The sequence below is a fragment of the Kineococcus anabasis genome (assembly GCF_054590795.1).
This window is the reverse complement of record NZ_BAAIHU010000002.1, coordinates 564393-588920: the sequence shown is the minus strand read 5'-3', so window position 1 is coordinate 588920 and position 24528 is coordinate 564393. Positions and strand designations below refer to the sequence as shown.

The following is a 24528-nucleotide window of genomic DNA, read 5'->3' as shown; positions in this document are numbered from 1 at the left end:
CCACCGCCCACGCGGACGACGGGCCCCCTCCCCGGGCGGGGAGAGGGCCCGTCGTCCGCCCGGTCAGCGCGGCTGTGCGGGGTTGGTCGGGTCCCCGTGCGACGGCGGGTTGACCGGCGGGGCACCGCTCTCACCGAGCAGCGGCCCCGTCGGTGCGGGTGCCCTCTCCGGCGCCGGGGCGGCCGGGTCCCCACCGGAGGGCTGGGCTCCCGCGGCGAGCTGGCCGGCGCGGGCCCGCATGATCGTGAGCACCGGCTCGCGCGCCCCGTGCTCCTCCTCGTAGGCGATGAGCGCGCCGAGCGCCTCCGCGTCCAGGGAGCGGATCCGGTCGCCGAGGGTGGCGACCGGCAGGTGGTCGTAGTCCGGGAGCGGCAGCTCCGCGCGGTTCTGGGTCACAGGACCTCCTCGTGTGGCTCCGGCGGGACGCCTCGGTGCGCCCACCGGGTACCTACCCACCTTCCCGCGGTTGACGCCCCGGCGCCGCGCGGGCCGTGATCGCGGTGTTGCGCGCCGCTCACCCGGCCCGGGCCGTCCTGAGAGGTGCGCGTGCGCCAGCGGTAACACGAGGGTCCACGAGGCGAAACACCCCGTTCCTACGGTGGGGACGTCCGGGCACACCGCCCGGCCCGGACCCGTGCCACCCCTCCCCGAGGAGCCCTCTTGGCCACCACCACGGACTCCCCCGCCCTCGTCGGGACCCCCACCACCCCGCGCCGCGGCCGCTGGATCGACGAGTGGGACCCGGAGGACACCCAGCAGTGGGGCACCACCGGCCGCCCCACCGCCCGCCGCAACCTGTGGCTGTCGATCTTCGCGGAGTTCCTCGGGTTCTCCGTCTGGCAGCTGTGGACGATCGTGACGCCCAGCCTCGGCCGCGCCGGCTTCGACCTGACCGCCAACCAGATGTTCTGGCTCATCGCCATCCCGAACCTGGTCGGCGCCACCCTGCGCTTCCCGTACACCTTCGCCGTGCCCCGCTTCGGCGGGCGCAACTGGACGATCGTCTCGGCGCTCCTGCTCGTCGTCCCCTGCGCCGGCCTGGCCTGGGTGGTGCAGAACCCGGACACCCCGTTCTGGCTGATGCTGCTCATCGCGGCCACCGCGGGTGTCGGCGGCGGCAACTTCGCCAGCTCGATGGCCAACATCTCCTTCTTCTTCCCCGAGCGGGAGAAGGGCGCGGCCCTGGGCCTCAACGCCGCCGGCGGCAACCTCGGCGTCGCGGTCGTGCAGCTCGCCGTGCCGCTCATCATCATCGCCGGCGCGGGCATCGCCCTGGAGCGGGCGGGGCTGGTGTTCATCCCCCTCGTCCTGCTGTCCGCGGTGCTGGCGTGGAAGTACATGGACAACCTCACCAGCGCCAAGGCCGACTTCGCGGGCTACGCGGCGGCGATGCGCGACCGCAACACCTGGATCATCTCGTTCCTCTACATCGGCACCTTCGGCTCCTTCATCGGCTACGCGGGCGCCTTCCCCACCCTCATCAGCACCCAGTTCCCCGACGTGAAGTACACGTGGGCGTTCATCGGGCTGCCCGCCGTGCCGCTCACCCTGGCGTTCCTGGGCGCGCTCGTGGGCTCCCTCGTCCGCCCCTACGGCGGCAAGGTCGCCGACCGCTTCGGCGGGGCGCGCATCAGCATCGCCGCCTACGCCGTCATGGCCCTCGGCGCCCTCGGTGTCATCGCCGCGCTGAACGTGCGCTCCTTCGCACTGTTCTTCGGCTCCTTCATGCTCCTGTTCGTCGCCACCGGCGCCGGCAACGGCTCGGTGTACCGGATGATCCCCGCGGTGTTCCGCGCCGGGGTGGACCAGGCGGACAAGGAGCGCATGACGATGGCCAAGCGCGAGGCCGCGGCGTGCATCGGCATCGCCGCCGGGATCGGCGCCTACGGCGGTTTCCTCGTCCCCCGCGGGTTCGCCATGGCCATCAACGAGTACGGCTCGCTGGTCCCCGCGCTCACCGTCTTCATCGGGTTCTACGTCGTGTGCATCGCGGTGACCTGGGCCTGCTACATGCGCCGCACCGGCACGAAGTTCGCCGACGCGGTGGTCTGAGACACCACCGCCCCGGGGCCCGCCACCGCGGTGGCGGGCCCCGACCGCACGACACCCGAGCACGACGCCCGCACCGCCCGACCCGCCTGAGAGGGGGAACCCGTGACCTCGACCCCACGGTTCCTGCAGGGAGCCCACACCTTCACCGGTGCCGGGCTCGAGAAGCCCGTCCCGCTGGAGGGCGCCCCCACGTACACCGTGCCCGCGGGCAGCCGCGCCCAGGCCGTGTACTTCCGCGGCGGGAACTCCACCGACGAGATGGTCAGCGCCGTGCTCCTGCGCGACGGCGTGCCCATGCGGTGGTTCCCCGTCGGGGCGCGCGGCGCGGTGCACGTCCCCCTGCGGGTGGTGGAGGACCTGGAGGCCCCCACCGTGCTGGAGGTCCGCGTGGCCGCACCGGAGGGCTGCACCGGGACCTTCGTCCTCGACCTCGGCCTCGTGGAGGTGTGAACCGATGACCGCCACCACCCCCGCGCTGCGCGCGGGCTCGACCGCAGGACCCACCACCGGCACCGATCCCGTCGCGGCGCTGCCCGCGCAGCGCGCGAACACCCGCCGGCGCCTCGTCGTCGTCGGCAACGGCATGGCCGGCGCCCGCGCCGTGGAGGAGGTCCTCGCCCGCGGCGGCGCGGACATGTTCTCCGTGACGATGTTCGGGGACGAGCCGTACGGCAACTACAACCGCATCATGCTCTCCCACGTGCTCTCCGGCGAGGAGGAGGAGCACGGCATCTTCCTCAACAGCCTGCCGTGGTACGAGGAGAACGGCATCGACCTGCGCGCCGGGGTGCGCGTCACGCTCGTCGACCGGCACGCCAAGGTCGTCCACGACGACACGGGTGCGCAGACGCCCTACGACGTGCTGGTCCTGGCCACGGGTTCCGTGCCGTTCTTCCCCGGCATGACGGGCCTGTACCGCGAGGACGGCTCGATGCTGCCCGGGGTGTTCGGGTTCCGGACCCTCGACGACACCCGCTCGATGCTCGCCGACGCCCGGACCCACCGCCGGGCCGTCGTGATCGGTGGCGGCCTGCTCGGGCTGGAGGCCGCGCGGGGCCTGCAGAGCCACGGCCTGGAGGTCGAGCTCGTCCACTCCCCCCGGCACCTGATGAACCAGCAGCTCAACGCCGAGGCCGGCCGCGTCCTGCAGCGGCAGATCGAGGCGTTCGGGATCACCGTGCACACCGCGGCCCGAACCGTCGCCGTCACCGGCACCGAGCGCGTCAGCGGTGTCGTGCTCGCGGACGGGCGCACCCTGGAGGCCGACCTCGTCGTCGTCACCGCCGGGATCCGCCCCAACGCCGAGCTGGCCGCGCGCTCCGGCCTCGCCGTCGAGCGCGCCGTCGTCGTGGACGACACCATGCGCTGCGTCGGGGACGACGGCGACGACGCCGGGGAGGTCTACGCCGTCGGCGAGTGCGTGCAGCACCGCGGGGAGACGTACGGCCTCGTCGCGCCGCTGTGGGAGATGGCGACCGTCCTGGCCGACCAGCTCACCGGCGCGGACCCCACGGCGGAGTACCACGGCTCGCGCACCGCCACGAAGCTCAAGGTCGCCGGCGTCGACGTCGTCGCGATGGGCCTGAAGGAGCCGGAGCGCACCGACGACGAGTTCGTGGTGTTCTCCGAGCCCGGGCGGGGGGTCTACCAGAACGTCGTCATCCGCGAGGGCCGCGTCGTGGGCGCCACCCTCGTCGGGGACGCCCGCAAGGCGGGGTTCCTGCAGCAGGCGTTCGACCAGGGCACGCCGCTGCCCGAGGAGCGCGTGCAGCTGCTGTTCGACCTCGGCGGGCCCTCGGAGGAGACCGGCGCGGCGGAGCTGGACGACAGCGCGCAGGTCTGCAACTGCAACGGCGTCACCAAGGGCGCGATCGTGGACGCCGTCAAGGGCGGCTGCACGTCGGTGGGTGCCGTCGTCGACGCCACCCGCGCCGGCAAGGGCTGCGGTTCCTGCAAGACCCTCGTCGGGCAGATCACCGAGTGGGCCGCCGGCGGCGCCCTGGCCGTGGACGAGTCCGCGAGCTGGTACGTCCCCGCCATCCCGATGGACAAGCCCACCCTGATGGCCGCCATCCGGGAGCAGGACCTGCGCTCGGTGTCCTCGGTGTTCGCCGCCCTCGCCCCCGGCGGCGCGGAGGACGCGAAGTCCAAGATGGCGCTGACCTCGCTGCTGCGGGTGATGTGGCCCGGCGGGGTCGTGGAGGAGCGCGACGCCCGTTTCGTCAACGACCGCGTCCACGCCAACATCCAGCGCGACGGCACGTTCTCCGTGGTGCCGCAGATGAAGGGCGGCGTCACCACCCCCGAGCAGCTGCGGAAGATCGCCGACGTGGCGGACAAGTACTCCGTCGGCATGGTGAAGGTCACCGGCGGGCAGCGCATCGACCTGCTCGGGGTGAAGAAGGAGGACCTGCCCTCGATGTGGGCGGACCTGGGGATGCCCTCGGGGTACGCGTACGGCAAGAGCATGCGCACCGTGAAGACATGTGTGGGCACGGACTTCTGCCGGTTCGGCCTCGGGGACTCCACCCAGCTCGGCATCGACCTGGAGTCGCGCTTCCAGGGCCTGGAGACCCCCGCGAAGCTGAAGCTGGCGGTCGTGGGCTGCCCCCGCAACTGCGCCGAGGCGTACGTCAAGGACGTCGGGGTCGTCGCGGTCGGCGCCGGCAAGTGGGAGATCTACGTCGGTGGCGCGGCGGGCGCCTCGGTCCGCAAGGGCGACCTGCTCGCCACGGTGGACAGCCCCGAGGAGGTGATCCTGCTCTCGGGCCGGTTCATCCAGTTCTACCGGGAGTGGGCGAACTGGCTGGAGCGCACCTACGACTTCGTGCCGCGCCTCGGGGTCGAGCGGGTCCGCAAGGTCGTGGTGGAGGACTCCGACGGCCTGGCCGCGGGCCTGGACGCCCGCCTGCAGGAGTCCGTGGACGCCTACGTCGACCCGTGGAGCGAGGGCCGCGAGCCCGTCGTCCCCGGCCAGTTCCGCACGTCGCTGCCGCTGGTGGACCTGCCGCTGGTGCCCCGCCGCCCGGGCGGTGCCCCCGGTGGGGTGCTGCCGGAGGTGCACTCGAACGCGGCGGCCCGGCCCGCCGCGGCCGACGGCCTCGTTCCCGAAGGAGCGCGCTGAGATGACCGCACAGCTCGAGGGCGCCGGCGCGCCCGCCGTGCAGGAGGACGGCGCGGTCCGCGTCGGGCACCTCGACGAGATCCCCGCCGGGGAGGGCCGCAGCTACGTCGTGGACGGCGAGCAGGTCGCGGTGTTCCGGCACCGCAGCGGCAAGCTGAGCGCCGTGCAGGCGTGGTGCCCGCACGCCGGCGGGCCGCTGGCCGACGGGCAGATCGACGAGCGGGTCGTGGTGTGCCCGCTGCACCTGTACGCCTGGGACCTGGCCACGGGGACCTCCACCAGCGGGCAGCCGCCCGTGCGGGTGCACCCCTGCCGGGTCGGCCCGGACGGCTCCGTGCTCATCGCCCCCGCCGGCGGCGGGGAATCCCCGGCGGGCCCGGCGTGCTGAACCCGGCACCCGGCCGGGCGGGTGCCGGCTCTGCTCCGGGCGGGCGGAACCGGCCCGTTCGGCCCCGCCACCGCCGCGCAGGTGGCATCCTGGCCACATCCCCGTGCCGGTGACTGGAGGTCCCACCGTGCCCGCTCCCCACGAGCACCCCACCGCCGGGACCGCGGCGCCCGGCGCGCCGGAGCCCGCGCGCGCCGCGGCGTACCCGCTGCACCTGGACGTGGCCGGCCGCCGCGCCGTGGTCGTCGGCGGCGGTCCCGTCGCGGCCCGCCGCGCCCGGGGCCTGCTGGACTGCGGCGCCGACGTCCTCGTCGTCGCGCCGCAGCTGTGCGAGGACCTCGCCGAGCTGGCCGCCGCGGGCGCGCTGACGTGGCGGCCGGGCACCTGGGAGCCGGCCGACCTCGACGGCGCGTGGCTCGTGCACACCGCCACCGGCGACCGCGACGTGGACGGCGCCGTGGCCGCCGCCTCCGAGGCACGGCGTACCTGGTGCGTGCGCGCCGACGACGCCGCCTCCTCCGCCGCGTGGACGCCGTCGGTGGCGCGCCGCGGCGAGGTCACCGTCTCCGTCACCGCCGGCGGTGACCCGCGGCGGGCCCGCCGCCTCAAGGTCGCCCTCGCGCGCCTGCTGGACTCCGGGGCGCTGCCCCTGCGCCGCTCCCGCCGCGGGCCCGGCTCCATCACCCTCGTCGGCGGCGGCCCGGGCGACGCGGACCTGCTCACCCTGCGCGGGCGGCGGGCGCTGGCCGAGGCCGACGTCGTCGTCGTCGACCGGCTGGCCCCCACCGGCGTCCTCACCGAGCTGGACGAGGACGTGCAGGTCGTCGACGTCGGCAAGACGCCCGACCACCACCCCGTGCCCCAGCACGAGATCAACCGCATCCTCGTGGAGGCCGCGCGCGCCGGGCACCGCGTGGTGCGCCTGAAGGGCGGGGACAACTACGTCCTCGGCCGCGGCGGCGAGGAGGTCGCCGCCTGCCGGGAGGCCGGTGTGGACGTCGACGTCGTGCCCGGGGTCACCAGCGCCTTCGCCGTGCCCGCCGCCGCGGGCATCCCCGTCACGCACCGGGGCCTCTCCCGCGCCGTCACCGTCACCACCGGCCACGAGACCCTCGACCACGCGACGCTGGCCCGCCTGGACGGCACCCTCGTCGTCCTCATGGGCGTCTCCACGCTGCCGGAGCTGGCCGCCGGCCTGCTCGAGCACGGCAAGGAGCCCGCCACGCCCGTCGCCGTCGTGGAGAACGGCTGCACGCCCCGGCAGCGCACCACCCGTGCGCCGCTGGCGGACATCGCCCGGGTGGCCGCGGAGCGCGGCGTGCGCGCCCCCGCGGTCATCGTGATCGGGGCCGTCGCCGCGATGGGCGACGCACCCGGAGGAGCTGAGTGAGCACCACCACCGACGGCACCACCACCGAGGGCCCCACCCCCTCCGCGCGCGCGGAGGGGGTGGACCCGCGCTCGCTGCTGGGCGTCACGATCGGCATCACCAGCGACCGCCGCTCCGACGACCTCATCGCGACCTTCACCCGCCGCGGTGCGCAGGTGCTGCACGCCCCGACCATGCGGATCGTGCCGCTGCCGGAGGACGAGCAGCTCCTCGACGCCACCCGCGACGTCGTCACCGACCCCCCGGACATCGTCGTGGTCACCACCGGCATCGGCCTGCGCGGCTGGGTGGAGGCCGCGGACTCCGCGGGCCTGGCGCCGCAGCTGCTCGCCGCCCTGGGCGGGGCGCGGCTGCTGGCCCGCGGCCCCAAGGCCAAGGGGGCCATCCGCGCGGCGGGGCTGAGCGAGGAGTGGTCGGCGGCCTCGGAGCAGACGTCGGAGGCCGTGGAGCACCTCCTGGCCCAGGGCGTGGCGGGCGCCTCGGTCGTGGTGCAGCTGCACGGGGCGGCGGACCCGGCGGAGATCCTGGCCCCGCTGGCCGCCGCGGGGGCGCGGGTGCGCGGCGTGGCGGTCTACCGGTGGCTGCCGCCGGATGACCCCGCGGCGGTGGCCCGCCTCGTCGAGGCGATCGCCGCACAGCGGGTGGACGCGGTGACGTTCACGAGCGCGCCGGGTGCCGCGGAGCTGCTGCGCGTGGCGGCGCGGCAGGGTCGCTCGGCCGAGCTGGTCTCCGCCCTCACCGGACCCGTCGTGGCCTGCGCGGTCGGCGACGTGACCGCCGAGCCGCTGCGCCGCGTCGGCGTCGAGCCCCTCGTGCCGGACCGCTGGCGCCTCGGGGCGCTCAGCCGCACCCTGAGCGCCCACCTGGCGGCCAACCCCCTGCACCGGCTGCCCACGCCCGCCGGGGAGCTCGTCGTGCGCGCCCAGCACGCCCTGCTGGGCGGGGAGCTGCTGGAGCTCAGCCCCGGCCCGTTCTCGGTGCTCAGGCGCCTCGCGGAGGCCGCCGGGGGCGTCGTGAACCGCACGGAGCTGCTGGCCCTGCTGCCGGGCGCGAGCGACCCGCACGCCGTGGAGGTCGTCGTGGGACGCCTGCGCGCGGCCCTGCCGGCACCGGACCTGGTCCGCACGGTCGTCAAGCGCGGCTACCGCCTCGACGTGGCGGGGGCGGCGTGAGCGAGCCCCCCGTCCTCGTCGCCGTCTCCCACGGCACCCGCTCCCCCGCCGGCCGGCGCTGCATCGCCGAGCTGCGCCTGGCCATCGGCGCACAGCGCCCCGACGTGCGGGTGCGGGCCGCGCACGTCGACGTGCAGCGCCCCGAACTGGGTCCGGTCGTGGCGGAGCTGGCCGCCGCGGGCCTGCGCAGCGTGGCCGTGCCGCTGCTGCTGTCCACCGGGTTCCACGTGCGGCACGACGTGCGCTCGGCGGTGGAGGCAACGGGTGGCCTGGCGCGCGCGGCGGCGGCGCTCGGCCCGGACGACGTCCTCGTCGACGTGCTCGCCGACCGCCTCGCGGAGTGCGGGGCCGGGGCGGACGACGCGGTCGTGCTGGCCGCCGCCGGTTCCTCCAGCGCCCGTGCGACCGCCGACGTGGAGGCGGTCGCCGCGGCGCTGTCCGCCCGCCGCGGGACGCCCGTCCTGCCCGGGTACCTCTCCATCGCGCAGCCCGGTGTGCCGGGGGCGGTGCGGCTGGCCCGCGCGGGCGGCCGGGCGGTGACGATCGCGAGCTACCTGCTGGCCCCCGGGGTGTTCACGGACCGCCTCGCCGAGGCGGGCGCGGACCGGGTCGCCGCTCCCCTGGGCGCGGACCCGCGCATCGCCGCGCTCGCGCTGCGCCGCTACGACGCCGCCCTCGCGGACTGGGCGGTCCCTGCGGGCTGAGCCGGCTCCCGGGGGACGGGGTCCGGCCGGGAACCGACGCGGCGGGGTGGCCGTCGGAGCGTGATGACGACGGAGGACCCGACGTGACGGAACCGTCCCCGCGCCCCTCGCCGGTCGGCTGGCTGGTCCTCACCGTCCTCCTCGTCGGGGGCGGGCTCCTGCTGCTGGTCCCACCCCTCGTGCGGGCGCTGACCGCCGAGGACTTCCACAGCCGCCAGGCCCTCCCGACGTGCCCTGCGGTGACCCTGCTGCCCGGTGGGGTGGCCCCACCGGGGGCGTGGGACTGCCTGCTCGCCGCCGCCGCCGACCGGCGCGGCGCGGAGCAGGAGGTCAGGACCTCCACGACCGGGGGCGGGACCCTCTCGGACCACTACCGCACGCTGCCCGGCCGGCAGGGCCTGGAGGTCTACGCCGACAGCGGCCGGGCCGTCCCCGGCGCCGGGCGCTGGGGTCACGAGTGGTGCCCCGAGGCGGTGTCCCCGGACGACGTCGGGGCCTGCCGGCCCGGCTGACACCGGCTTACGCGGCCGCTCCCGGGACAGCACGAGTGCTACTTCGGGTGCCGTGACGACCGTCGGTCTGCGGGAGCTGCGGAACCAGGCCTCCGACCTCCTGCGGCGCGTCGAGGACCTGTTCCCCGGAGCCGCCGACCCGACCCGGGAGCAGGACCGCGCCCTGGTCAGCTCCGAGCTCGCGGACCCGTGGGCGCAGCGGTGAGGGCGGTCCCCGACACCAGCGTCGTCCTGGCCCGTGACGTCGGGCCGCTGCCCGGCGAGCTGGCCATCAGCGCCGCGACCGCACACGCCCACGACGCGCGCCTCCACACCCGCAACGCGGGCAGACGATCGAGGACGACCTCCGGAGGCGACGTGCCCACCACCCCTGACCCCGCGGTAGCGGTCACCGGGCGCCACCCGCCGGCACTCGTCGACGCCCCGGGGCGGCGGACCCGGGGCACCCGCGGCCATCGCCGCCGCGCACGAACTGGCCCACCTCGGGGTGCGCGCGGTCGTCGTCGACCCGGGCGCGGTCGGACGACGAGAGAGCCGCGACACCCCGGCGGGTCAGCGAGTGCTCTCCGGCAGCCGAGGGCGCCCGGCGTCGGTCGTGCCCCGCGGGCGGCGCCCGAGGACCGCCGCGGCGCCCGCGGCGACACCTCCGGCGATCGCCGCCGCCCCGCCGAGGACGGCGGCGCCCGGGGCCGTGACCGGCTGTCCCTGCAGGGCCTGCCAGGTCAGCAGGGCCATGACGGCCGCGTAGCCCAGGGCCGCCACCAGGACGAGCCGGGCCCGGGTGCGCTCCGGGCGCAGCGCCGCGACGCGCCGGCTCGCCCGTTCCAGGACGAGCAGGACGAGGGGGATGGCCTGGAGGGCGTGCAGTCCGACGAAGTGCGGGACGCGCAGGTCCCCGCCCTGCGTGCTCCAGCCCAGGAACGGGATCCCGGCCCCGCCGTCGGGAACCCCGACGGCGTGCGCACCGGCGATCCCCTGGAAGTCCTCCAGCTGCTCCGGGGTCGGCGTCGTCATGAGGAACCCCAGCGCCATGCCCGCGAGCGCGAGGACGATCCCGGCGGAGACGGCGAGCGTGCGGGCGCGCTCGGGCAGCGGGCTGCGCAGGACGAGCACCCCGACGACGAGCGTCATCGCCCACACGACGACGATCGAGACGGCCATCGCCGACCACAGCGCCGCGCTGGACGGGGTCGAGACGTTGAAGTGGCTGGTCGTGCCCACCGCGGCGGCGTAGCCGATGACGGCGATCTCGATCACGAGGCCGATCGCGGTCACCAGCGCCACCGCCCGGGCCAGCCAGGGCCGGCGCAGACCGGGCAGGCCGACCAGCCAGGCCATCGTGAGCGCGTAGATCCCGGTGGAGAGCGCGAACTTCAGCGGTTTCAACCAGGCGTTCTGGCCGAGGACCTCCCGCGGGTCGACGAGGGCGAGCACACCGGTGAGCAGGGTGAGGACGGCCATGGCGACGGTGACGCCGAGCAGGGGGCGGTTCCAGCGGGAGGGCCGGGGCAGCGCAGGCAGCGCAGTGCTCCCGGTGGTCGGGGCGGTCACGGTCACGGGTTTCCTCCGGTTCGGCTGTAGCGGCGGGTCGAGGCGTCCTCCTGCGCGATGCGGCGCAGGCCGGCCAGGAGCTGGTCCCCCAGGACGGTGCCGACGACGACGGTCTCGGCGGCCGCACCGCGCGCGGCGCTCGCGGGAGCGGCGACGGCGTCGAGGTCGGCCTCGGCGACGAGCGCGGCCGCCTCGGCGTAGCGGGGCAGGGTTGCGGCCAGGTCCTCGCGTCCCAGCCGGGTGTAGCTGTCGAGGACGCTCGCGACGGCGCGCAGGCCGGGGTTGTCGTCGTGGACGCGCCAGCCGCGGTCGGCGACCAGCTCCGCCACGCGGGCCACGGCCCGGGGCGACGGCGGGGTGAGCGCCTGGGGCAGCGCCTGCTGGGCGGCGCCGAGGACCTCCTGCAGCGGGAGGTCGGGGTCGTCGACGGCGGCGAGGACGCGGGCGACCGCGGTGACCGGCAGGCCTCCCACGTCGATGAGGGAGCGGATGAGGCGCAGGCGCTCGAGGTGCCGGTCGGTGTAGTCGGTCTGGTTGTAGCCCGTGCGCTGGCCGGGGGGGAGCAGGCCCTCGCGCACGTAGTACTTGATCGAGGCTGCGCTGACGCCGCTGCGAGCGCTGAGTTCCGAGATCCGCACATCGATAGAGTAGCTATCGATAGTGGATCTATCAAGGACGGGCCGTCGCGGGCACCCACGCCGAGCTGCCAGCCGCCCGGGGCGATCCCGCCTGACCGCTCAAGGCAGCGCGCCGCGGCGCCGATGGGTGAGGACCATCACATCCAGGTCCAGGAGCAGGCCATGAACCCCGTCCTCCGAGCAGTGGCGAACCGCAAGGTCGGCACCCGGATCGTCCTCGTCGTGGTGCTCATGGCCCTGGTCGCCGTCGCCGTCGCGCTCGTCGGCGTGCGCGCGATCACCTCCACCAGCGCCACCGCGCACCACCTGGCCGACAAGAACATGGCCGGCCTCGTCGCCCGCGGCCACGTGCACCAGGAGCAGCTGAAGTCCCGCATGCTCATCGCGAACTACGCGCTGTCCCAGGACGAGGCGACCATCGCGGAGTTCGGCGAGAAGATCCGGGAGACCGACGCCGACCTCGACGCCGCCGTCGCGGAGTACGAGGCGCTCGGCATCAGCGGCCAGCAGGCCGACTGGGACATCTTCACGGCGAAGATCGCGGAGTTCCGCGAGATCCGCGACGAGCAGCTCGTGCCGCTGGCGGACGCGAACTCCTTCGTGGAGTACACGCGGGTCCGCGACGACGTCGCGCAGCCCGTCATCTCCGACCTGGCCGACGCCCTGGACCGCGTGGAGGAGTACGAACTCGCCGACGCCGGGAAGAGCCTCGCCGCCGCCGACGCCGCCAACTCCACCGCGAAGCTGACCTCCCTGCTCGTCCTGGGGCTGGGCCTGGCGCTCTCCGTGGCGTTCGCGCTCCTGGTCTCCCGCACGATCGTCGGCGCGCTGCGCCGCGTGGCCCACGCCGTCGACGGGATGGCCGAGGGCGACCTGACCCGCCCCGTCGCCGTCAGCAGCAACTGCGAGCTGGGCCGCATGGCCGAGTCCCTGCGCCGCGCCCAGGGCGCGATGCGCTCCGCCGTCAGCACCATCTCCGGGTCGGCGGACTCCCTGTCCGCCTCCGCCCAGCAGCTCACCAGCACCTCCGCGCAGATCGCGCACTCCGCCGAGCAGGTCTCCGCGCAGGCCGGTGGCGCCGCCGCCTCCGCCGCCCTCGTCTCGGCGAACGTGCAGACGGTCGCCGCCGGCAGCGAGGAGATGGGCGTCTCCATCGTGGAGATCGCGCAGAACTCCTCCGAGGCCGCCCGCGTCGCCGCCGAGGCGGTGCAGGAGGCCGAGCGCACCACCGAGAGCATCACCCGTCTCGGGCAGTCCAGCGCCGAGATCGGCGACGTCGTCAAGGCCATCACCTCCATCGCGGAGCAGACGAACCTGCTCGCCCTCAACGCCACCATCGAGGCCGCCCGCGCCGGTGAGGCCGGCAAGGGCTTCGCGGTCGTCGCCGGCGAGGTGAAGGAGCTGGCCCAGCAGACCGCCCGCGCCACCGAGGACATCTCCGCCCGGGTCGCGGCGATCCAGGCCGACACCGGCGGTGCCGTGGACGCGATCTCCCGGATCACCGCCACCATCGAGCGGATCAACGACATCCAGACGACCATCGCCGCGGCGGTGGAGGAGCAGACCGCGACGACGAACGAGATGAACCGCAACGTCTCCGACGCGGCCGCCGGCTCGCAGGAGATCGCCGGCAGCATCGAGGGCGTCGCCGCCGCCGCGCACGTGACCACCGAGGGCGTGCTGCAGGCGCAGCACGCCGCGGAGGAGCTGTCGCGGATGTCGTCCGAGCTGCAGGGCGTGGTGGCCCGCTTCCGCTGCTGACGCACCCCGCGACGACGGCCCGGCGGAACTCCCCGCCGGGCCGTCGCCGTGGGCGGTCGTCGGGGTGGTCGGTCAGCCGAGGGGCGCGACGCCCGCGGCGAGGGCGGCGGCCGGCGCGCCGTAGAGGAAACCCTGCGCGCGGTCGCAGCCGAGGTCCACGAGCGCGAGGTGCTGCGCGGGGGTCTCCACGCCCTCGGCGATGACCGTCTTGCCCAGCGCGTGGGCGAGGCTCGTCACGGCCTCCACGACCGTGTGCCCCGGCTCGTCCACCGCGTCGAGGTCGACGATGAAGCTGCGGTCGAGCTTCACGGTGTCCACGGGCAGGCGGCGCAGCGAGGCCAGCGACGACCAGCCGGTGCCGAAGTCGTCCAGCGCGATGCCGATGCCCTTGTCCCGCACGGCGTGCAGGACGCGGTCGATGACCCCCGGGTTGCCCATCGCGACGCTCTCGGTGATCTCCACCTCGACGCGGGAGGGCTCGATCCCGCTGCTGGCCAGCGCCGCGTCGATGTGCTGCAGCAGCGTGGGGTGCACGACCTGGCGGCCGGAGAGGTTGATGGTGACGTACGGCGCCGTGCCGCCGTCCTCCGCCTCCCAGCCCGCCGCGCCCGTCATCGCGGCGGTGAGCACCCACGCGCCCAGGTCCACGATCAGCCCGCTCTCCTCCGCCAGGGGGAGGAACTCCCCCGGCAGCAGGATCCCGCGGTCGGGGTGGATCCAGCGCAGCAGGGCTTCCGCGCCGACGGTGCGGCCCGTCGCGACGTCCACCTGCGGCTGGTAGTGCATCTGCAGCTCACCGCCGCCGAGGGCGCGGCGCAGGCCCACCTCCAGGTCGGCGCGCTCGCGGTGGCGCCGGTGCAGGTCCTCGTCGAACACCTCGCAGCGGTCGCGGCCGAAACGCTTGGCCTCGTACAGCGCGGCGTCGGCCTCCGCGACCAGGTCGCCCGTGGGCACGGGGTACCGGCCCACGGCGCCGCCCATCGTGGTGGTGACCACCGTCTCGTGCCCGGAGAGCAGGTAGCTGCCGCGCACGGCCCCGCGCACGCGGGCGGCCAGCGCGGCCAGCTCGGCGCGGCCGGTGGCCGGGTCCGCCGACAGGTCCTCGGCGAGCACCACGAACTCGTCGCCGCCGATGCGGGCGACGACGTCCGCCGGCCGCACGGCGTGGCGCAGCCGGCCCGCGATCGCGTGCAGCAGCTCGTCCCCCGCGGGGTGGCCGAGGGCGTCGTTGACGGCCTTGAAGTGGTCCACGTCGCAGAGCACGACGCCGACGCTGGAGTCGTCGCGCTGGGTGCGGGCCACGGCGCGCTCCAGCTCCGCGGTGAGGAGGCGGCGGTTGGGCAGCCCCGTCAGCGGGTCGTGCAGGGCGTCGCGGCGCAGCCGGTCGGCGAGGGTCCGCTGCTCGGTGACGTCGCGCCAGTTGAGGACCACGCCGCCGACCGCGGGGTCGGCGAGGTAGTTCGTCCCGTGCACGTCCACCCACAGCCAGCGGCCGTCCTCGTGCCGCACCTGCAGCTCCACCTCGGCGCTCTCGCCCGGCCGCCCCGCGACGATCTGCTCGAAGACGGCCTGGGCCACCTCCCGGTGGTCCGGGTGGACGGAGGCCAGGACGTCCTCGCCGAGGACGTCGCGGCCCAGGACGCGCACGACGGCCGGGGTGACGTAGGTGATGGTCCCCTCGGCCGAGGCGACGGAGACGACGTCGCTGGCGTTCTCCACCAGGGCGGTCAGCCGCTGCTCGAGCAGCTTGGCGGCCTCGGCGTCCTCCCGCTCGGCGGTGGAGTCCCGCCAGTGCACCACGACCGTGTCGCCCGCCACGCGCACCTCGTAGGTGACCCACCCGGCCCGCCAGAGGGGCAGGTCGTCACGGGTGAGGCGCGGCAGGCACAGCTGCCGCGGCACGCCCTCCTCCAGCGACTCGCGGAACAGCTCGAAGAGGCCGCCGCGCGCCTCGGGGACCACGTCGAGCATGCGCCGCCCCACCAGGGGACCGAGCCCGACGGCGGCCTCGGCCTCCGGGTTGGCCAGGACGTACTCCAGGTCCGCGACCGCCCCGGAGGCGTCGCGGACCGCCCGGCACGCGACCCAGGGGTCGCCGTCGGACCACAGCGCGTCCGCGACGGCGAGACGGGGATCGGAGCCCACGCCGCGAAGGTACCCACCGGGGGCACTCCGGGCCAGACGGCCGCGCCGGTGCGGCCCGGGTCCGCCACCTCGCGGCGGGTCTCACCCGCTCGCGGCGGCGTCCCGCCCGTCGTCCCACCCGTCGTCCCACCCGTCGTCCCGGCCGGCGCGCACCACGTTCCCCAGCGGCGCGCCCCCCGCGAAGCGGCGCACCTGCTCGGCGAGCAGCCGCAGGGCGCGGGGCCGGAAGGCCGTGGTGTCGCCCCCGACGTGCGGGGTGACGACGACGTTCGGGGCGCTCCACAGCGGGTGCCCGGGAGGCAGCGGCTCGGGATCGGTGACGTCCAGCGCCGCGTGCAGCCGCCGCGCGAACAGCTCGGCGAGCAGCGCGCCGGTGTCCACGACCGGGCCGCGGGCGACGTTCACCAGCAGCGCACCGCCGGGCATCGCGGCGAGGAACCCCGCGTCCACCAGGCCGCGGGTGCGCTCCGTCAGCGGGCAGGCCAGGACGACGAGGTCGTGCCACCCCAGCAGCTCCGGCAGCTCCTCCACCGCCCGCACCCGCACGCCGTCCTCGGTGCGCGCGCGGCTCGCCACGGGGGTGACGTCCACCTCCAGGGCCGCCAGCCGCGACGCGACGGCGCGGCCGACACCGCCCCGGCCGACGACCAGCGCGCGGCCGTCGGCGAGCGCACGCCGCGGCCCGGGCCGCCACAGCCCCGCGTCCTGCGCGCGCACGTCCCCGTCGATGCCGCGCCGGGAGACGAGCGCGAGCGCGACGGCCAGCTCCGCGGTGGAGGTGTCGTGGACCCCGGCCGCGTTGCAGAAGGTCACGTGCGCCGGGAGGCGTTCCAGCACACCGTCGTAGCCGTTGCTCAGGGACTGCACGACCCGCACCGCCGGGACCGCGGCCACGGCGTCCAGCAGCGCCGGCGGGCTCATGTAGGGCGGCACCACGAGGGCCGGGAGGGGTTCCGGGGGCGGGCCGGTGAGGTCCCACACCACCGCCCGCACCCCCTCCGGCAGCGGGGCGAGGTCCCGCACCCACGTCTCGTCGGGGAGGCTGACGACCGTCGTCGGGGGCACGGTCGGCACCGTAGCCGCCCGCCGTGCCTCCCCGTGGCGTCCCCGGGCGCGCCCGGGGNNNACGACCCCGCGGCACGGCAGCCGTGCACGATGCCGCGGCGCGCCGCAGGATGGGCGCATGGAGCGTCCGCACCCGGCCACCGGCCCGTCCCGCCCGCGGTCCCGACGCGGGGCACCGGCCGTCCTGGCGCTGGCCGCGGCCCTGACCGCCGGCTCGTGCAGCGGCGCGCCGGAACCCGCGCCGAGCGCGGCGCCGGTCACCCCCTCGCAGTCCACCTCGCCGTCGGGGTCCACCTCGCCGTCGGGGTCCGCCGCGCCGTCGGGGTCCACCTCGCCGTCCACCCCGGCGCCGGGCGCACCCCCCGGGGAGCTGCCCGCGGGCCTGCCGCAGGAGCCGGCCGACATCACCACCGGCCTCGACGTGCCGTGGGACGTGGCGCTGCTGCCGGACGGCGCCGCGCTGGTGACCCTGCGGGACCAGGCGCGGGTGCTGCGCACCGGGCCCGGGACCGTCGCCGCGGTTCCCGCGCCCGGGCCCGAGGGCCGCGTGCCCGACGTCGCGCCGGACGGGGAGGGCGGCCTGCTCGGCATCGCCCTGTCCCCGGGGTTCGCGCAGGACGACGAGGTGTACCTGTACCAGACGACCCGCGAGGACAACCGGGTCGTGCGGATGACCTACCGCGACGGCAGGCTCGTGAACCCCGAACCCGTCGTCACCGGCATCCCGAAGGCCCGCGTCCACAACGGCGGCCGGATCCGGTTCGGCCCCGACGGGATGCTGTACATCGGCACCGGCGACGCCGCCAGCCGCGGTGCGGCGCAGGACCCGGAGAACCTCGGCGGCAAGATCCTGCGGGTCACCCCGGACGGGGAACCCGCACCCGACAACCCCGACCCCGCCTCCCCGGTGTGGTCCCGGGGCCACCGCAACGTCCAGGGCATCGGCTGGGACAGCACCGGGCGGATGTACGCCGCGGAGTTCGGCCAGGACCGGTTCGACGAGCTGAACCTCATCCGCGCCGGCGGGAACTACGGCTGGCCGGAGGTGGAGGGACCCGGCGACGGCGGGGGCCGTTTCACCGCGCCGCTGCACTCCTGGGAGACGGAGGAGGCCTCCCCCAGCGGCATCACCGTGACCGCCGACGCGGTGTGGCTGGCGTGCCTGCGCGGGGAGCGGCTCTGGCGGGTCCCGCTGACCCCCGACGGCGCGACCGGGACACCCGAGCCCTACCTGCAGGAGGAGCTGGGCAGGTTGCGCGCGGTGGAGGCCGCCCCCGACGGCTCGCTCTGGCTGCTGACCAGCAACACCTTCCGCGGGGAACTGCGCCCCGGGGACGACCGGCTCCTGCGCCTGCCGCTGGGCTGAGCGGTGCCCGCGCGCGAGCGCACCCTCGTCGTCTGCGCGGCGTTCGACGCCGGGCTCGACGCGGCCGTCGCGGACCTGCTGGAGAGGTTGCGCCGCACCGGGACCCGAGTGCCCGCCGCCCCCCGGCACCGGCCGCACCTGACGCTGCTCGGGCTGCCGTGCCCGGCTGCGGCGACGCAGGACGTGCTCGCCGCCGCGGAGGAGGTGGCCGCCGCCCTGCCGCCGGTCCCGGTGGCGCTCGACGTCGCGGGCACCTTCGGCGGCGGGGCCGTGCTGTGGGCCGGGCCCTCGCAGGCGGCGGGCCTAGCGGCCTGGCACGGGGAGGTCCTCGCCCGCGCCGCCGCGCAGGGCCTGCGCAACACCCTGGCCACGGCGCGGCCCGGGCGGTGGGCACCGCACTGCACCCTCGCGCGCCGGGTCCGCGACGTGCCCGCGGCCGTGCGCGCCGTGGAGGCGGGGCTGCCGCTCGCGGGCCGGGTGGAGGCGCTGGCGGTCCTGGAGGTCGGCGGGGCCGGGGACCTCGCCCACGTGCGGCTCGGCGGCTGAGGGAACACCCACGGCGCCGGCCGCTCCTGCCGGTGGTGCGGTCCGGCCGGGCCCGCCGGGCCCCGGCCGGACCGCCCGGGACGTCACGGGCTCGTCACCAGGACGACTCCCCCGGCGGCAGCACCGCCAGTTCCGGCACGACGCTGTCCGGCCACGTGCGGAACGCCACCATCACCGCGCGCGCGACCGTCGCCGGGTCCTGCAGCAGGGAGCGGTCCGCGTCGGGGAAGCGGTCCGTGACGAACGGCGTGGCCATCCCGCCGGGGATGACCCCCGTCACGCCGATGCCGATGGACCCGTGCCGCTGCGTGCAGTCCCGCTGCGCCTCCTTGAACAGCGCCGCGGTGTAGGCGCGCAGGCCGTGCTTGGACGCCGCGTACGCCGACGCCTCGGTCCACACCCGCCGCGCGGCGGTGGACAGCACGTTCACCACGTAGCCGTGGTTGCGCTCCAGCATCCCCGGGTACAGCAGCCCGACCAGCGTCATCGGCCCCAGCAGGTTCACCCCGACCACGCGGTGCGCCTGCTCGGGGGTCTGGTGCTCGATGGGCGTGCACACGTCGTAGCCCGCGTTGTTCACCAGCACCGTGACGTCACCGGTCTCCGAGCGGGCGCGCCCGACCGCCTCGGCGCAGGCCGCCGGGTCCGAGACGTCGAAACCCACCGCGCTCGCGCTGCCGCCGCCCTCGGCGATGGAGGCCGCCACCTGCTTCGCGGCCTCCTCGCGCAGGTCGCCCACCCACACGTGCGCACCCGCCGCCGCCAGTTCCCGGGCCAGCGCCGCGCCGAGGCCGCTGCCGGCGCCGGTCACGAGCGCAATCTCCCCTGCCAGGTCCATCCACTGCCTCCGTCGTCGTCGCCGCCGGGTTCCCAGACCCGCGGCCACCGACAGTAGTGACGCGACTGCCTCCCGGCGCGCGGGACGGGTCCGGATCCTCCCGGGTGCACCGGGACGTCCGCACCATGCCGGCGGGACACCCCGCCGGACAGAGTTCTTCCACCGGGGCGCACACGGCGCCCGCACCGGAGGAGGAACCCGAGATGTCGACCACCACCCACAGCACCGGGCGCGGCCGGGGCCTGCGCAGCGCGCTCGCCCTCGCCGTGGCCGCTCCCGTCGCCTTCGGCGCCGCGCTCGTCACCGCGGCGCCCGCCCAGGCGGCCGGCTGCCACCGCCTGGAGGTCATCCGCCTCACCGCGCACGACACGGAGGAGAGCACGGACGAGATCAGCATCAAGTACCTGGACGTCAACCACCGCGTGAACATGAGCCAGGGCAACGAGACGAACCCGCCCTCCCGCGACTTCTGCACCAGCTCCTTCGAGGTGAACCTGTGGGAGTGGGACTCCGGCCGCTTCTTCGACCCGCACGACCACCTCGGCCGCCTCACCGTCAGCACCACGCAGGCCGGCCAGGAGCAGCAGAAGTGGTTCACCGGCCACGGCACGGCTTACGAGTTCGTGTACCACGTCGTCCCGCTCTGACCACCGCCGCACAGACGTCGTCCCCGGGCGCCACCCGCCCCGCGCACCGCGCGGGGCGGGAGGTGCCCGGCGGGGTCCCGGGCGCCACCGGGATCCCGGACAGGTCCTCACGACCTGCCCGGGATCCCGGTGGCGCCCGTCCGCGTCGCGGGCGGCACGGCGGAACCCGCTGCGGCAGCGGCGCCGGCCCACCGCCGTGCGCGCCGGCCGCGGCCGTGTGAGACCGCTCACCCCGGCCCCGGAGCGGAATCGGGCCGGCACCCGGCCGGTTGGACCAGGTGACGGTGCTCCGGTCCACCGACCGGGTCCTTCCCCTCCGCCGCGGGTCCTCCCGCCCGGCGGGCCCGGCGGGGCACCGTTCCCCCCACCAGCGCCTTCCCGGAGACACCGCCGTCCCGGGAAGGCGCTGCCCGCGTGCGCCGCGGGTCCCGGCGGGTTCCGGCACATCGCAGGCACCGACGGGTTCCGGCACAGGAACGCCGGAGCGCCGGGGAACCTCGCGGTTCCCCGGCGCTCCGGGCGTGCGGGTCGCCGGTCCTCAGATGCGGACCAGCGGGCACTCCCGGTTCGGGTCGATGACCGGCCAGAACTGGCAGGCCTGGTCGCGCAGCCGGTTGTAGTTCTCCGCCGGCGACGTCGTGACCCGGTTGTGCACGACCTCGACGCTGGCCGTGCGCACCGCGATCGCCGGGTCCACCGAGCGCATCCAGACCTCCCGGCGCTCGTTGGCGTTCCAGAACCAGCTCTTCGCGTCCACGCCGTACGTCGCGGGCGTCGTCACGCCGATGACGTCGCCGCAGCCGTTGCGCATCACCACCATCGTGGAGCCGTGGTAACCCATGCCCCAGTAGCTGTTGTACAGGTGCGTCGTCGCGGCCGCGCCGCCGGTGTTCCGGTTGAAGGCCCCGTTGTAGGTGCTCATGTGCAGGCCACCGGTGAGGGGCCAGTCCCGCTTCGAGAACGGGATGGCCGAGATGTTGCCCGGCGTGCCGACCGGGTCGGAGCAGGACTGCGCGGAGGCGCTGGCGGCGGGCAGGACGGCCAGGGTCGCGGCGCTGACGGCGGCGGCGGCAGCGGCCGCGGTGGTCCGGCGGGTGGGGCGCATGGTCTGGTCCTCTCGGGTTCGGTCCCGGGCCGTGCCGGCCGGGTGACGTGCTCCGAGGTTCGCGCGGCGGGTGTCCCACCCACATGGTGCGGATGTCCCGGCCGGCCGGGAGGTTCCGGCGGGGTACCCCACCGGGGCGGGTTCCCGGCCGGGGGCGGGTGCCGCCTCAGCGCCGCCCGGGCAGGCCGAGGCCGTGGTCGCGCGCCAGCAGCGCGGCCTGGAGCCGGTCGGCCACCCCGAGCTTGACGAAGACCGCCGAGAGCTGGTTGCGCACCGTCTTGTCCGACACCGACAGCCTGCGCGCGATCTCCGCGTTGCTGCCGCCCCGGGCCAGCAGGTCGAGCACCTCCCGCTCCCGCGGGGTGAGGGCGTCCAGCGGCGGGGGCAGCCGCCCCGGGTCCGCCGCGGGGGACGCCAGGGCGTCGGGGTGCACCTCCGGGCCGAGGACGAAACCCCCGGACCCCACGGTCCGCAGGGCGTCGACGATCACGTCCGGGTCCGTCTGCTTCAGCAGGTACCCGCGTGCCCCGCACCGCAGGGCGCGCTGCACGCTGTCCTGCCCCTCGGCCATCGTCAGCACCAGCACCCGTGCCTCCGGGCGCACCGCGAGCAGCCGCCGGGTGGCCTCCGCCCCGTCCCCGTCCGGGAGCTGCAGGTCCATCACGACGACGTCGACGGGTTCCGTGGTGACCCGCCGCAGCGCCTCGGCGACCGTGCCGGCCTCCACCACCGCGCCCACCCACTCCTCCAGGAGCAGCATGGCGCGCAGGCCCCGGCGGAAGACGGGGTGGTCGTCCACCAGCAGGACGGTGCTGGGCGGCATCGCTCTCCTCGTCCCCGTGCCTCCCGCGTGCGCCGGCGGGCCGCCGCGACGCTAGCCGGGCCGCGGACACCGCCACAAGGCGGGGCGCCACGCGGTGTGCACGGGCAGTTCCGCGGAGTTCGTTGTCCGGGGGCCCGGCGTGCGCGAGGCTCGGGACATGGACCTCCCCCAGGCGCCCTCGCGGGCGGGCACCGACGAGAGCACGGACGAGAGCACGGACGAGAGCACGGACGCGAGCAGGGACTCCTCGCGGGTGCGGGGCGCCGACGCGGACCTGCAGCAGTGGCTGGACGAGGCGGCGGCCCTGCTGCGCGGCAGCGGGCACGTGGCGCCGGCGCAGGCCCCCACCGCCGAGCAGGTGTACCGGGCGCTGCGCGAGGCGATGCCCGAGCAGGAGTTCGGGCCCGGCCTGCCGCTGCCCGCACCCGACCTCCCCCTCCCGGACGACGCCACCGCCGGGTGGGGCGGGGACGGGGACCCCACCCACGGCGGCACCGGCCCGCGGCACGCACCGGACGCGGTGCCGGAGGAGGACGGCGGGGAGGCCCCGACCGCCCGCGCGCACGGCCACGAGGACCTGGCCGACGGCGGCAAGCACACCTGGGGGATGCCCATCGCCCACCGCGTGGCGCACGCCTGCGGCTGGCGGCACTCCTGAGCCGGCCCGGGCGCCGACCGGTGGACCGGCCCCCTCCCCGCGGGCGGTGACCGCGTGAGCTCCGCGGCGCTCACCGGGACCTCCCCGGGCGTGGACGGCCCGGCGGGCGCGTCGGGGGGCCGGGCGCTCACCGTGGCGCGCGCCCTGGCGGCGCTGGCCGTGCTGCTGCTCGCCGTCGCCCTGGGCCGGCTCGCCGCCGCCGGCGACGCCCACCTGGTGCTGGCGCCCGAGCCGCGCGAGTGGGTCCTGGCGGTCATCGGCCTGCTCCTGGGCACCAGGGTCGTCGCCCACGCCCCGCGCAACCCCGTGGGGTGGCTGTTCCTGCTGCTCGGCGTCACGGCCGGCGCCACCCTGGCCGCGAGCACCTGGACCGGGCCGGGCGGGCCCACCTGGCCGCGGCTCGTCACCTGGTGGCCCACCTACGCCGTGCTGCCCCTGCTGGCCCTGCTCTTCCCCACGGGCCACCCGGCGTCGCGCCGCTGGGCGGTCCTGGCCGCCGCGACCGCGGGCGCCGTCGCGGTCGGGGCGGTGGCCATCGGCCTCGCGGCGGAGCGCTCCCCCGGCGGTTTCCGCACCGTGCCGCAGGACGGCGTCGACCCACCGCTCGTCGCGTTCGCCGCCGCCGTGGGGGTCGTGGCGCTCGGCGGCCTGGGCGCCGTGGTCAGCCTCGCGCTGCGCTGGCGGCGCGCCACCGGACGCGAGCGCGCCCTCATCGGCTGGGCCGCGGCCGGCACCGCGCTGCTGCTGCTGGCCGCGGTGCTGGAGGTGTGGAGGGCGGGGACCGTCTGGATCGCCGCGGCCCTCGCCTTCCCCGCCGCGGCGGCCGTCGCCATCACCCGCTACGGCCTCTACGACATCGACCTCATCGTCCACCGCGCCCTGCTCTACGGCGCCACCAGCGTCGCGATCATGGCCGCCTACGCGGGGGTCGTCGTCGCCCTCGTCGGCGTCGTCCCGCAGCAGGCCGGCCTCGTCGCGGCCGTGGCCGCCGCGCTGGTCGCCGAACCCGCGCGCCGCGCCGCGCAGCACCGCGTGGACCGGATGATCTACGGCGAGCGGCGCAACCCCTACCGGCTGGTCTCCACCCTGGGCGGGCGCCTGCAGGACCTCCTGCCCCTGCAGGAGGTCCTGCCCACCATCGCCAGCACCGTCGCCGAGTCCCTGAAGGTCCCCTACGTCGCCGTCGAGCTGCCCAGCCGGACGGGAGCCGCCGCCACCCACGGCCGCACCCGCGGCAGGCCCCAGGAGCGGCTGCCGCTGCTGCACCGCGGCACCGCCGTCGGCACCCTGGTCGTGGAGGCCCGCTCCCCCGACGAGCGCTTCACCGCCGCCGAGCTGGAGGTGCTGCGCGGCATCGCCCGGCAGGCCGGTGCGGCCGTCGACGCCGTGGGCCTCACCGTCGACCTGCAGCACGCCCGCGAACGGCTCGTCCTGGCGCGCGAGGAGGAACGCCGCCGCCTGCGCCAGGACCTGCACGACGGCCTGGGCCCCGCGCTCGTCGGGATGAACATGCAGGCGCGGGCCCTGGGCCGCCGGCTGGACCCCGACGAGCCGCTGCGGCGGGTGCTGCTGGACATGGCGGAGGACCTCTCGGCGGCGGTCGTGCAGCTGCGCGCGCTCGTCGACGGCCTGCGCCCCCCGACCCTGGACCAGGGGCTGCCCGCCGCGGTGCGGCAGGAGGCCGCGCGGATCGGCGCCGCCGGGGAGCTCGCCGCGGAGGTGCGCACCGAGGGGGACCTGGACGCGCTGCCGGCCGCGGTGGAGGTGGCGGCGTTCCGCATCTGCTGCGAGGCGATGACCAACGTCCTCAAGCACGCCCGCGCCACCGCGTGCCACGTGCGCCTGGCCCGCTGCGGACAGGAGCTGGAGGTCACCGTGACCGACGACGGCACGGGGCCCGGCCCGGAGCGGGACGGCGGCGTCGGCCTGGCGAGCATGCGGCAGCGCGCCGAGGAGCTCGGGGGGCGCCTGAGCGTGGCGGCGGCCTCGCCCGGGACGCGCGTGCACGCGGTGCTGCCCCTGCCCGACGGCGCCTGAGGCTCC

Annotated in this window: 23 protein-coding genes; 15 read left to right on the top strand and 8 right to left on the bottom strand. The window is 76.4% G+C overall.

Features of this window, described 5'->3' with window-relative positions:
* Positions 1 to 63 precede the first annotated feature (63 nt).
* Positions 64 to 396 carry a hypothetical protein gene (locus ACYQBY_RS06090; protein ID WP_459642926.1) on the bottom strand — a complete coding sequence of 111 codons (333 nt, stop codon included), beginning with the start codon at positions 394 to 396 and terminating at the stop codon, positions 64 to 66.
* A gap of 264 nt (positions 397 to 660) precedes the next feature.
* Here ACYQBY_RS06090 and ACYQBY_RS06085 point away from each other — a divergent pair, with 264 nt between their 5' ends.
* The 9 genes from ACYQBY_RS06085 to ACYQBY_RS06045 all read left to right on the top strand — a co-directional run bounded on the left by ACYQBY_RS06085 (position 661) and on the right by ACYQBY_RS06045 (position 9547).
* Positions 661 to 2052, top strand: a complete 1392-nt coding sequence (locus tag ACYQBY_RS06085; protein ID WP_459642925.1) for an MFS transporter — start codon at positions 661 to 663, stop codon at positions 2050 to 2052.
* A gap of 102 nt (positions 2053 to 2154) precedes the next feature.
* The gene (locus ACYQBY_RS06080; RefSeq protein WP_459642924.1) at positions 2155 to 2502 is read left to right on the top strand and encodes a molybdopterin oxidoreductase; all 348 of its coding nucleotides are present in this window, start codon (positions 2155 to 2157) and stop codon (positions 2500 to 2502) included.
* Between the two features lie 4 nt (positions 2503 to 2506).
* The gene (nirB, locus tag ACYQBY_RS06075) at positions 2507 to 5176 is read left to right on the top strand and encodes a nitrite reductase large subunit NirB (protein ID WP_459642923.1); all 2670 of its coding nucleotides are present in this window, start codon (positions 2507 to 2509) and stop codon (positions 5174 to 5176) included.
* Between the two features lies 1 nt (position 5177).
* Positions 5178 to 5564: a Rieske (2Fe-2S) protein gene (locus ACYQBY_RS06070; protein ID WP_459642922.1), complete on the top strand. Its 387-nt coding sequence runs from the start codon at positions 5178 to 5180 to the stop codon at positions 5562 to 5564.
* Between the two features lie 208 nt (positions 5565 to 5772).
* Positions 5773 to 6954: a uroporphyrinogen-III C-methyltransferase gene (cobA, locus tag ACYQBY_RS06065; RefSeq protein WP_459643126.1), complete on the top strand. Its 1182-nt coding sequence runs from the start codon at positions 5773 to 5775 to the stop codon at positions 6952 to 6954.
* 59 nt (positions 6955 to 7013) lie between these two features.
* A complete protein-coding gene (locus tag ACYQBY_RS06060) occupies positions 7014 to 8126 on the top strand; it encodes a uroporphyrinogen-III synthase (protein ID WP_459643125.1) in 1113 nt (370 codons plus the stop codon).
* Positions 8123 to 8830: a sirohydrochlorin chelatase gene (locus tag ACYQBY_RS06055; RefSeq protein WP_459642921.1), complete on the top strand. Its 708-nt coding sequence runs from the start codon at positions 8123 to 8125 to the stop codon at positions 8828 to 8830. The genes ACYQBY_RS06060 and ACYQBY_RS06055 overlap by 4 nt, the downstream gene beginning before the upstream one ends.
* A gap of 83 nt (positions 8831 to 8913) precedes the next feature.
* On the top strand, positions 8914 to 9342 hold the full coding sequence (locus tag ACYQBY_RS06050) for a hypothetical protein (protein WP_459642920.1): 429 nt from the start codon (positions 8914 to 8916) through the stop codon (positions 9340 to 9342).
* Between the two features lie 52 nt (positions 9343 to 9394).
* Complete coding sequence (locus ACYQBY_RS06045; protein WP_459642919.1) at positions 9395 to 9547, top strand: hypothetical protein; 153 nt, start codon at positions 9395 to 9397, stop codon at positions 9545 to 9547.
* Between the two features lie 347 nt (positions 9548 to 9894).
* Here ACYQBY_RS06045 and ACYQBY_RS06040 read toward each other — a convergent pair whose 3' ends face one another.
* Positions 9895 to 10893, bottom strand: a complete 999-nt coding sequence (locus tag ACYQBY_RS06040; RefSeq protein WP_459642918.1) for a hypothetical protein — start codon at positions 10891 to 10893, stop codon at positions 9895 to 9897.
* 2 nt (positions 10894 to 10895) lie between these two features.
* Positions 10896 to 11531, bottom strand: a complete 636-nt coding sequence (locus tag ACYQBY_RS06035; RefSeq protein WP_459642917.1) for a MerR family transcriptional regulator — start codon at positions 11529 to 11531, stop codon at positions 10896 to 10898.
* Positions 11532 to 11693: 162 nt separating this feature from the next.
* On the opposite strand from ACYQBY_RS06035, the gene ACYQBY_RS06030 reads away from it, so the two are divergent.
* Positions 11694 to 13292: a methyl-accepting chemotaxis protein gene (locus ACYQBY_RS06030; protein WP_459642916.1), complete on the top strand. Its 1599-nt coding sequence runs from the start codon at positions 11694 to 11696 to the stop codon at positions 13290 to 13292.
* Between the two features lie 72 nt (positions 13293 to 13364).
* Here ACYQBY_RS06030 and ACYQBY_RS06025 read toward each other — a convergent pair whose 3' ends face one another.
* Both ACYQBY_RS06025 and ACYQBY_RS06020 read right to left on the bottom strand, forming a co-directional pair.
* Positions 13365 to 15437, bottom strand: a complete 2073-nt coding sequence (locus ACYQBY_RS06025; protein WP_459642915.1) for a putative bifunctional diguanylate cyclase/phosphodiesterase — start codon at positions 15435 to 15437, stop codon at positions 13365 to 13367.
* A gap of 81 nt (positions 15438 to 15518) precedes the next feature.
* Positions 15519 to 16502, bottom strand: coding sequence for a 2-hydroxyacid dehydrogenase (locus ACYQBY_RS06020; RefSeq protein ID WP_459642914.1), 984 nt, complete (start codon positions 16500 to 16502; stop codon positions 15519 to 15521).
* A gap of 118 nt (positions 16503 to 16620) precedes the next feature.
* Between ACYQBY_RS06020 and ACYQBY_RS06015 the strand changes: the two genes are divergently transcribed.
* Both ACYQBY_RS06015 and ACYQBY_RS06010 read left to right on the top strand, forming a co-directional pair.
* On the top strand, positions 16621 to 17868 hold the full coding sequence (locus ACYQBY_RS06015; protein ID WP_459642913.1) for a PQQ-dependent sugar dehydrogenase: 1248 nt from the start codon (positions 16621 to 16623) through the stop codon (positions 17866 to 17868).
* 3 nt (positions 17869 to 17871) lie between these two features.
* The gene (locus ACYQBY_RS06010) at positions 17872 to 18414 is read left to right on the top strand and encodes a 2'-5' RNA ligase family protein (protein ID WP_459642912.1); all 543 of its coding nucleotides are present in this window, start codon (positions 17872 to 17874) and stop codon (positions 18412 to 18414) included.
* Between the two features lie 94 nt (positions 18415 to 18508).
* Here ACYQBY_RS06010 and ACYQBY_RS06005 read toward each other — a convergent pair whose 3' ends face one another.
* A complete protein-coding gene (locus ACYQBY_RS06005; RefSeq protein ID WP_459642911.1) occupies positions 18509 to 19252 on the bottom strand; it encodes an SDR family oxidoreductase in 744 nt (247 codons plus the stop codon).
* 203 nt (positions 19253 to 19455) lie between these two features.
* Between ACYQBY_RS06005 and ACYQBY_RS06000 the strand changes: the two genes are divergently transcribed.
* Positions 19456 to 19899, top strand: coding sequence for a hypothetical protein (locus ACYQBY_RS06000; RefSeq protein ID WP_459642910.1), 444 nt, complete (start codon positions 19456 to 19458; stop codon positions 19897 to 19899).
* A 538-nt stretch (positions 19900 to 20437) separates the two neighbouring features.
* Here the strand turns inward: ACYQBY_RS06000 and ACYQBY_RS05995 are convergent.
* Both ACYQBY_RS05995 and ACYQBY_RS05990 read right to left on the bottom strand, forming a co-directional pair.
* The gene (locus tag ACYQBY_RS05995) at positions 20438 to 21004 is read right to left on the bottom strand and encodes a hypothetical protein (RefSeq protein ID WP_459642909.1); all 567 of its coding nucleotides are present in this window, start codon (positions 21002 to 21004) and stop codon (positions 20438 to 20440) included.
* Positions 21005 to 21170: 166 nt separating this feature from the next.
* The gene (locus ACYQBY_RS05990; protein ID WP_459642908.1) at positions 21171 to 21827 is read right to left on the bottom strand and encodes a response regulator; all 657 of its coding nucleotides are present in this window, start codon (positions 21825 to 21827) and stop codon (positions 21171 to 21173) included.
* Between the two features lie 157 nt (positions 21828 to 21984).
* Here ACYQBY_RS05990 and ACYQBY_RS05985 point away from each other — a divergent pair, with 157 nt between their 5' ends.
* Positions 21985 to 22485, top strand: coding sequence for a hypothetical protein (locus tag ACYQBY_RS05985; protein ID WP_459642907.1), 501 nt, complete (start codon positions 21985 to 21987; stop codon positions 22483 to 22485).
* Between the two features lie 54 nt (positions 22486 to 22539).
* Positions 22540 to 24522, top strand: a complete 1983-nt coding sequence (locus tag ACYQBY_RS05980) for a sensor histidine kinase (protein ID WP_459642906.1) — start codon at positions 22540 to 22542, stop codon at positions 24520 to 24522.
* The last annotated feature ends 6 nt before the right edge of the window (positions 24523 to 24528 follow it).

Excerpts from the sequence above, each read along its gene's own strand:
- ACYQBY_RS05990 (WP_459642908.1), bottom strand. The coding sequence starts at position 21,827 with ATGCCGCCCAGCACCGTCCTGCTGGTGGACGACCACCCCGTCTTCCGC.
- ACYQBY_RS06070 (WP_459642922.1), top strand. The coding sequence starts at position 5,178 with ATGACCGCACAGCTCGAGGGCGCCGGCGCGCCCGCCGTGCAGGAGGAC.
- ACYQBY_RS06015 (WP_459642913.1), top strand. The coding sequence starts at position 16,621 with ATGGAGCGTCCGCACCCGGCCACCGGCCCGTCCCGCCCGCGGTCCCGA.
- ACYQBY_RS06030 (WP_459642916.1), top strand. The coding sequence starts at position 11,694 with ATGAACCCCGTCCTCCGAGCAGTGGCGAACCGCAAGGTCGGCACCCGG.
- ACYQBY_RS05995 (WP_459642909.1), bottom strand. The coding sequence starts at position 21,004 with ATGCGCCCCACCCGCCGGACCACCGCGGCCGCTGCCGCCGCCGCCGTC.
- ACYQBY_RS06000 (WP_459642910.1), top strand. The coding sequence starts at position 19,456 with ATGTCGACCACCACCCACAGCACCGGGCGCGGCCGGGGCCTGCGCAGC.
- ACYQBY_RS05985 (WP_459642907.1), top strand. The coding sequence starts at position 21,985 with ATGGACCTCCCCCAGGCGCCCTCGCGGGCGGGCACCGACGAGAGCACG.
- nirB (WP_459642923.1), top strand. The coding sequence starts at position 2,507 with ATGACCGCCACCACCCCCGCGCTGCGCGCGGGCTCGACCGCAGGACCC.
- ACYQBY_RS06005 (WP_459642911.1), bottom strand. The coding sequence starts at position 19,252 with ATGGACCTGGCAGGGGAGATTGCGCTCGTGACCGGCGCCGGCAGCGGC.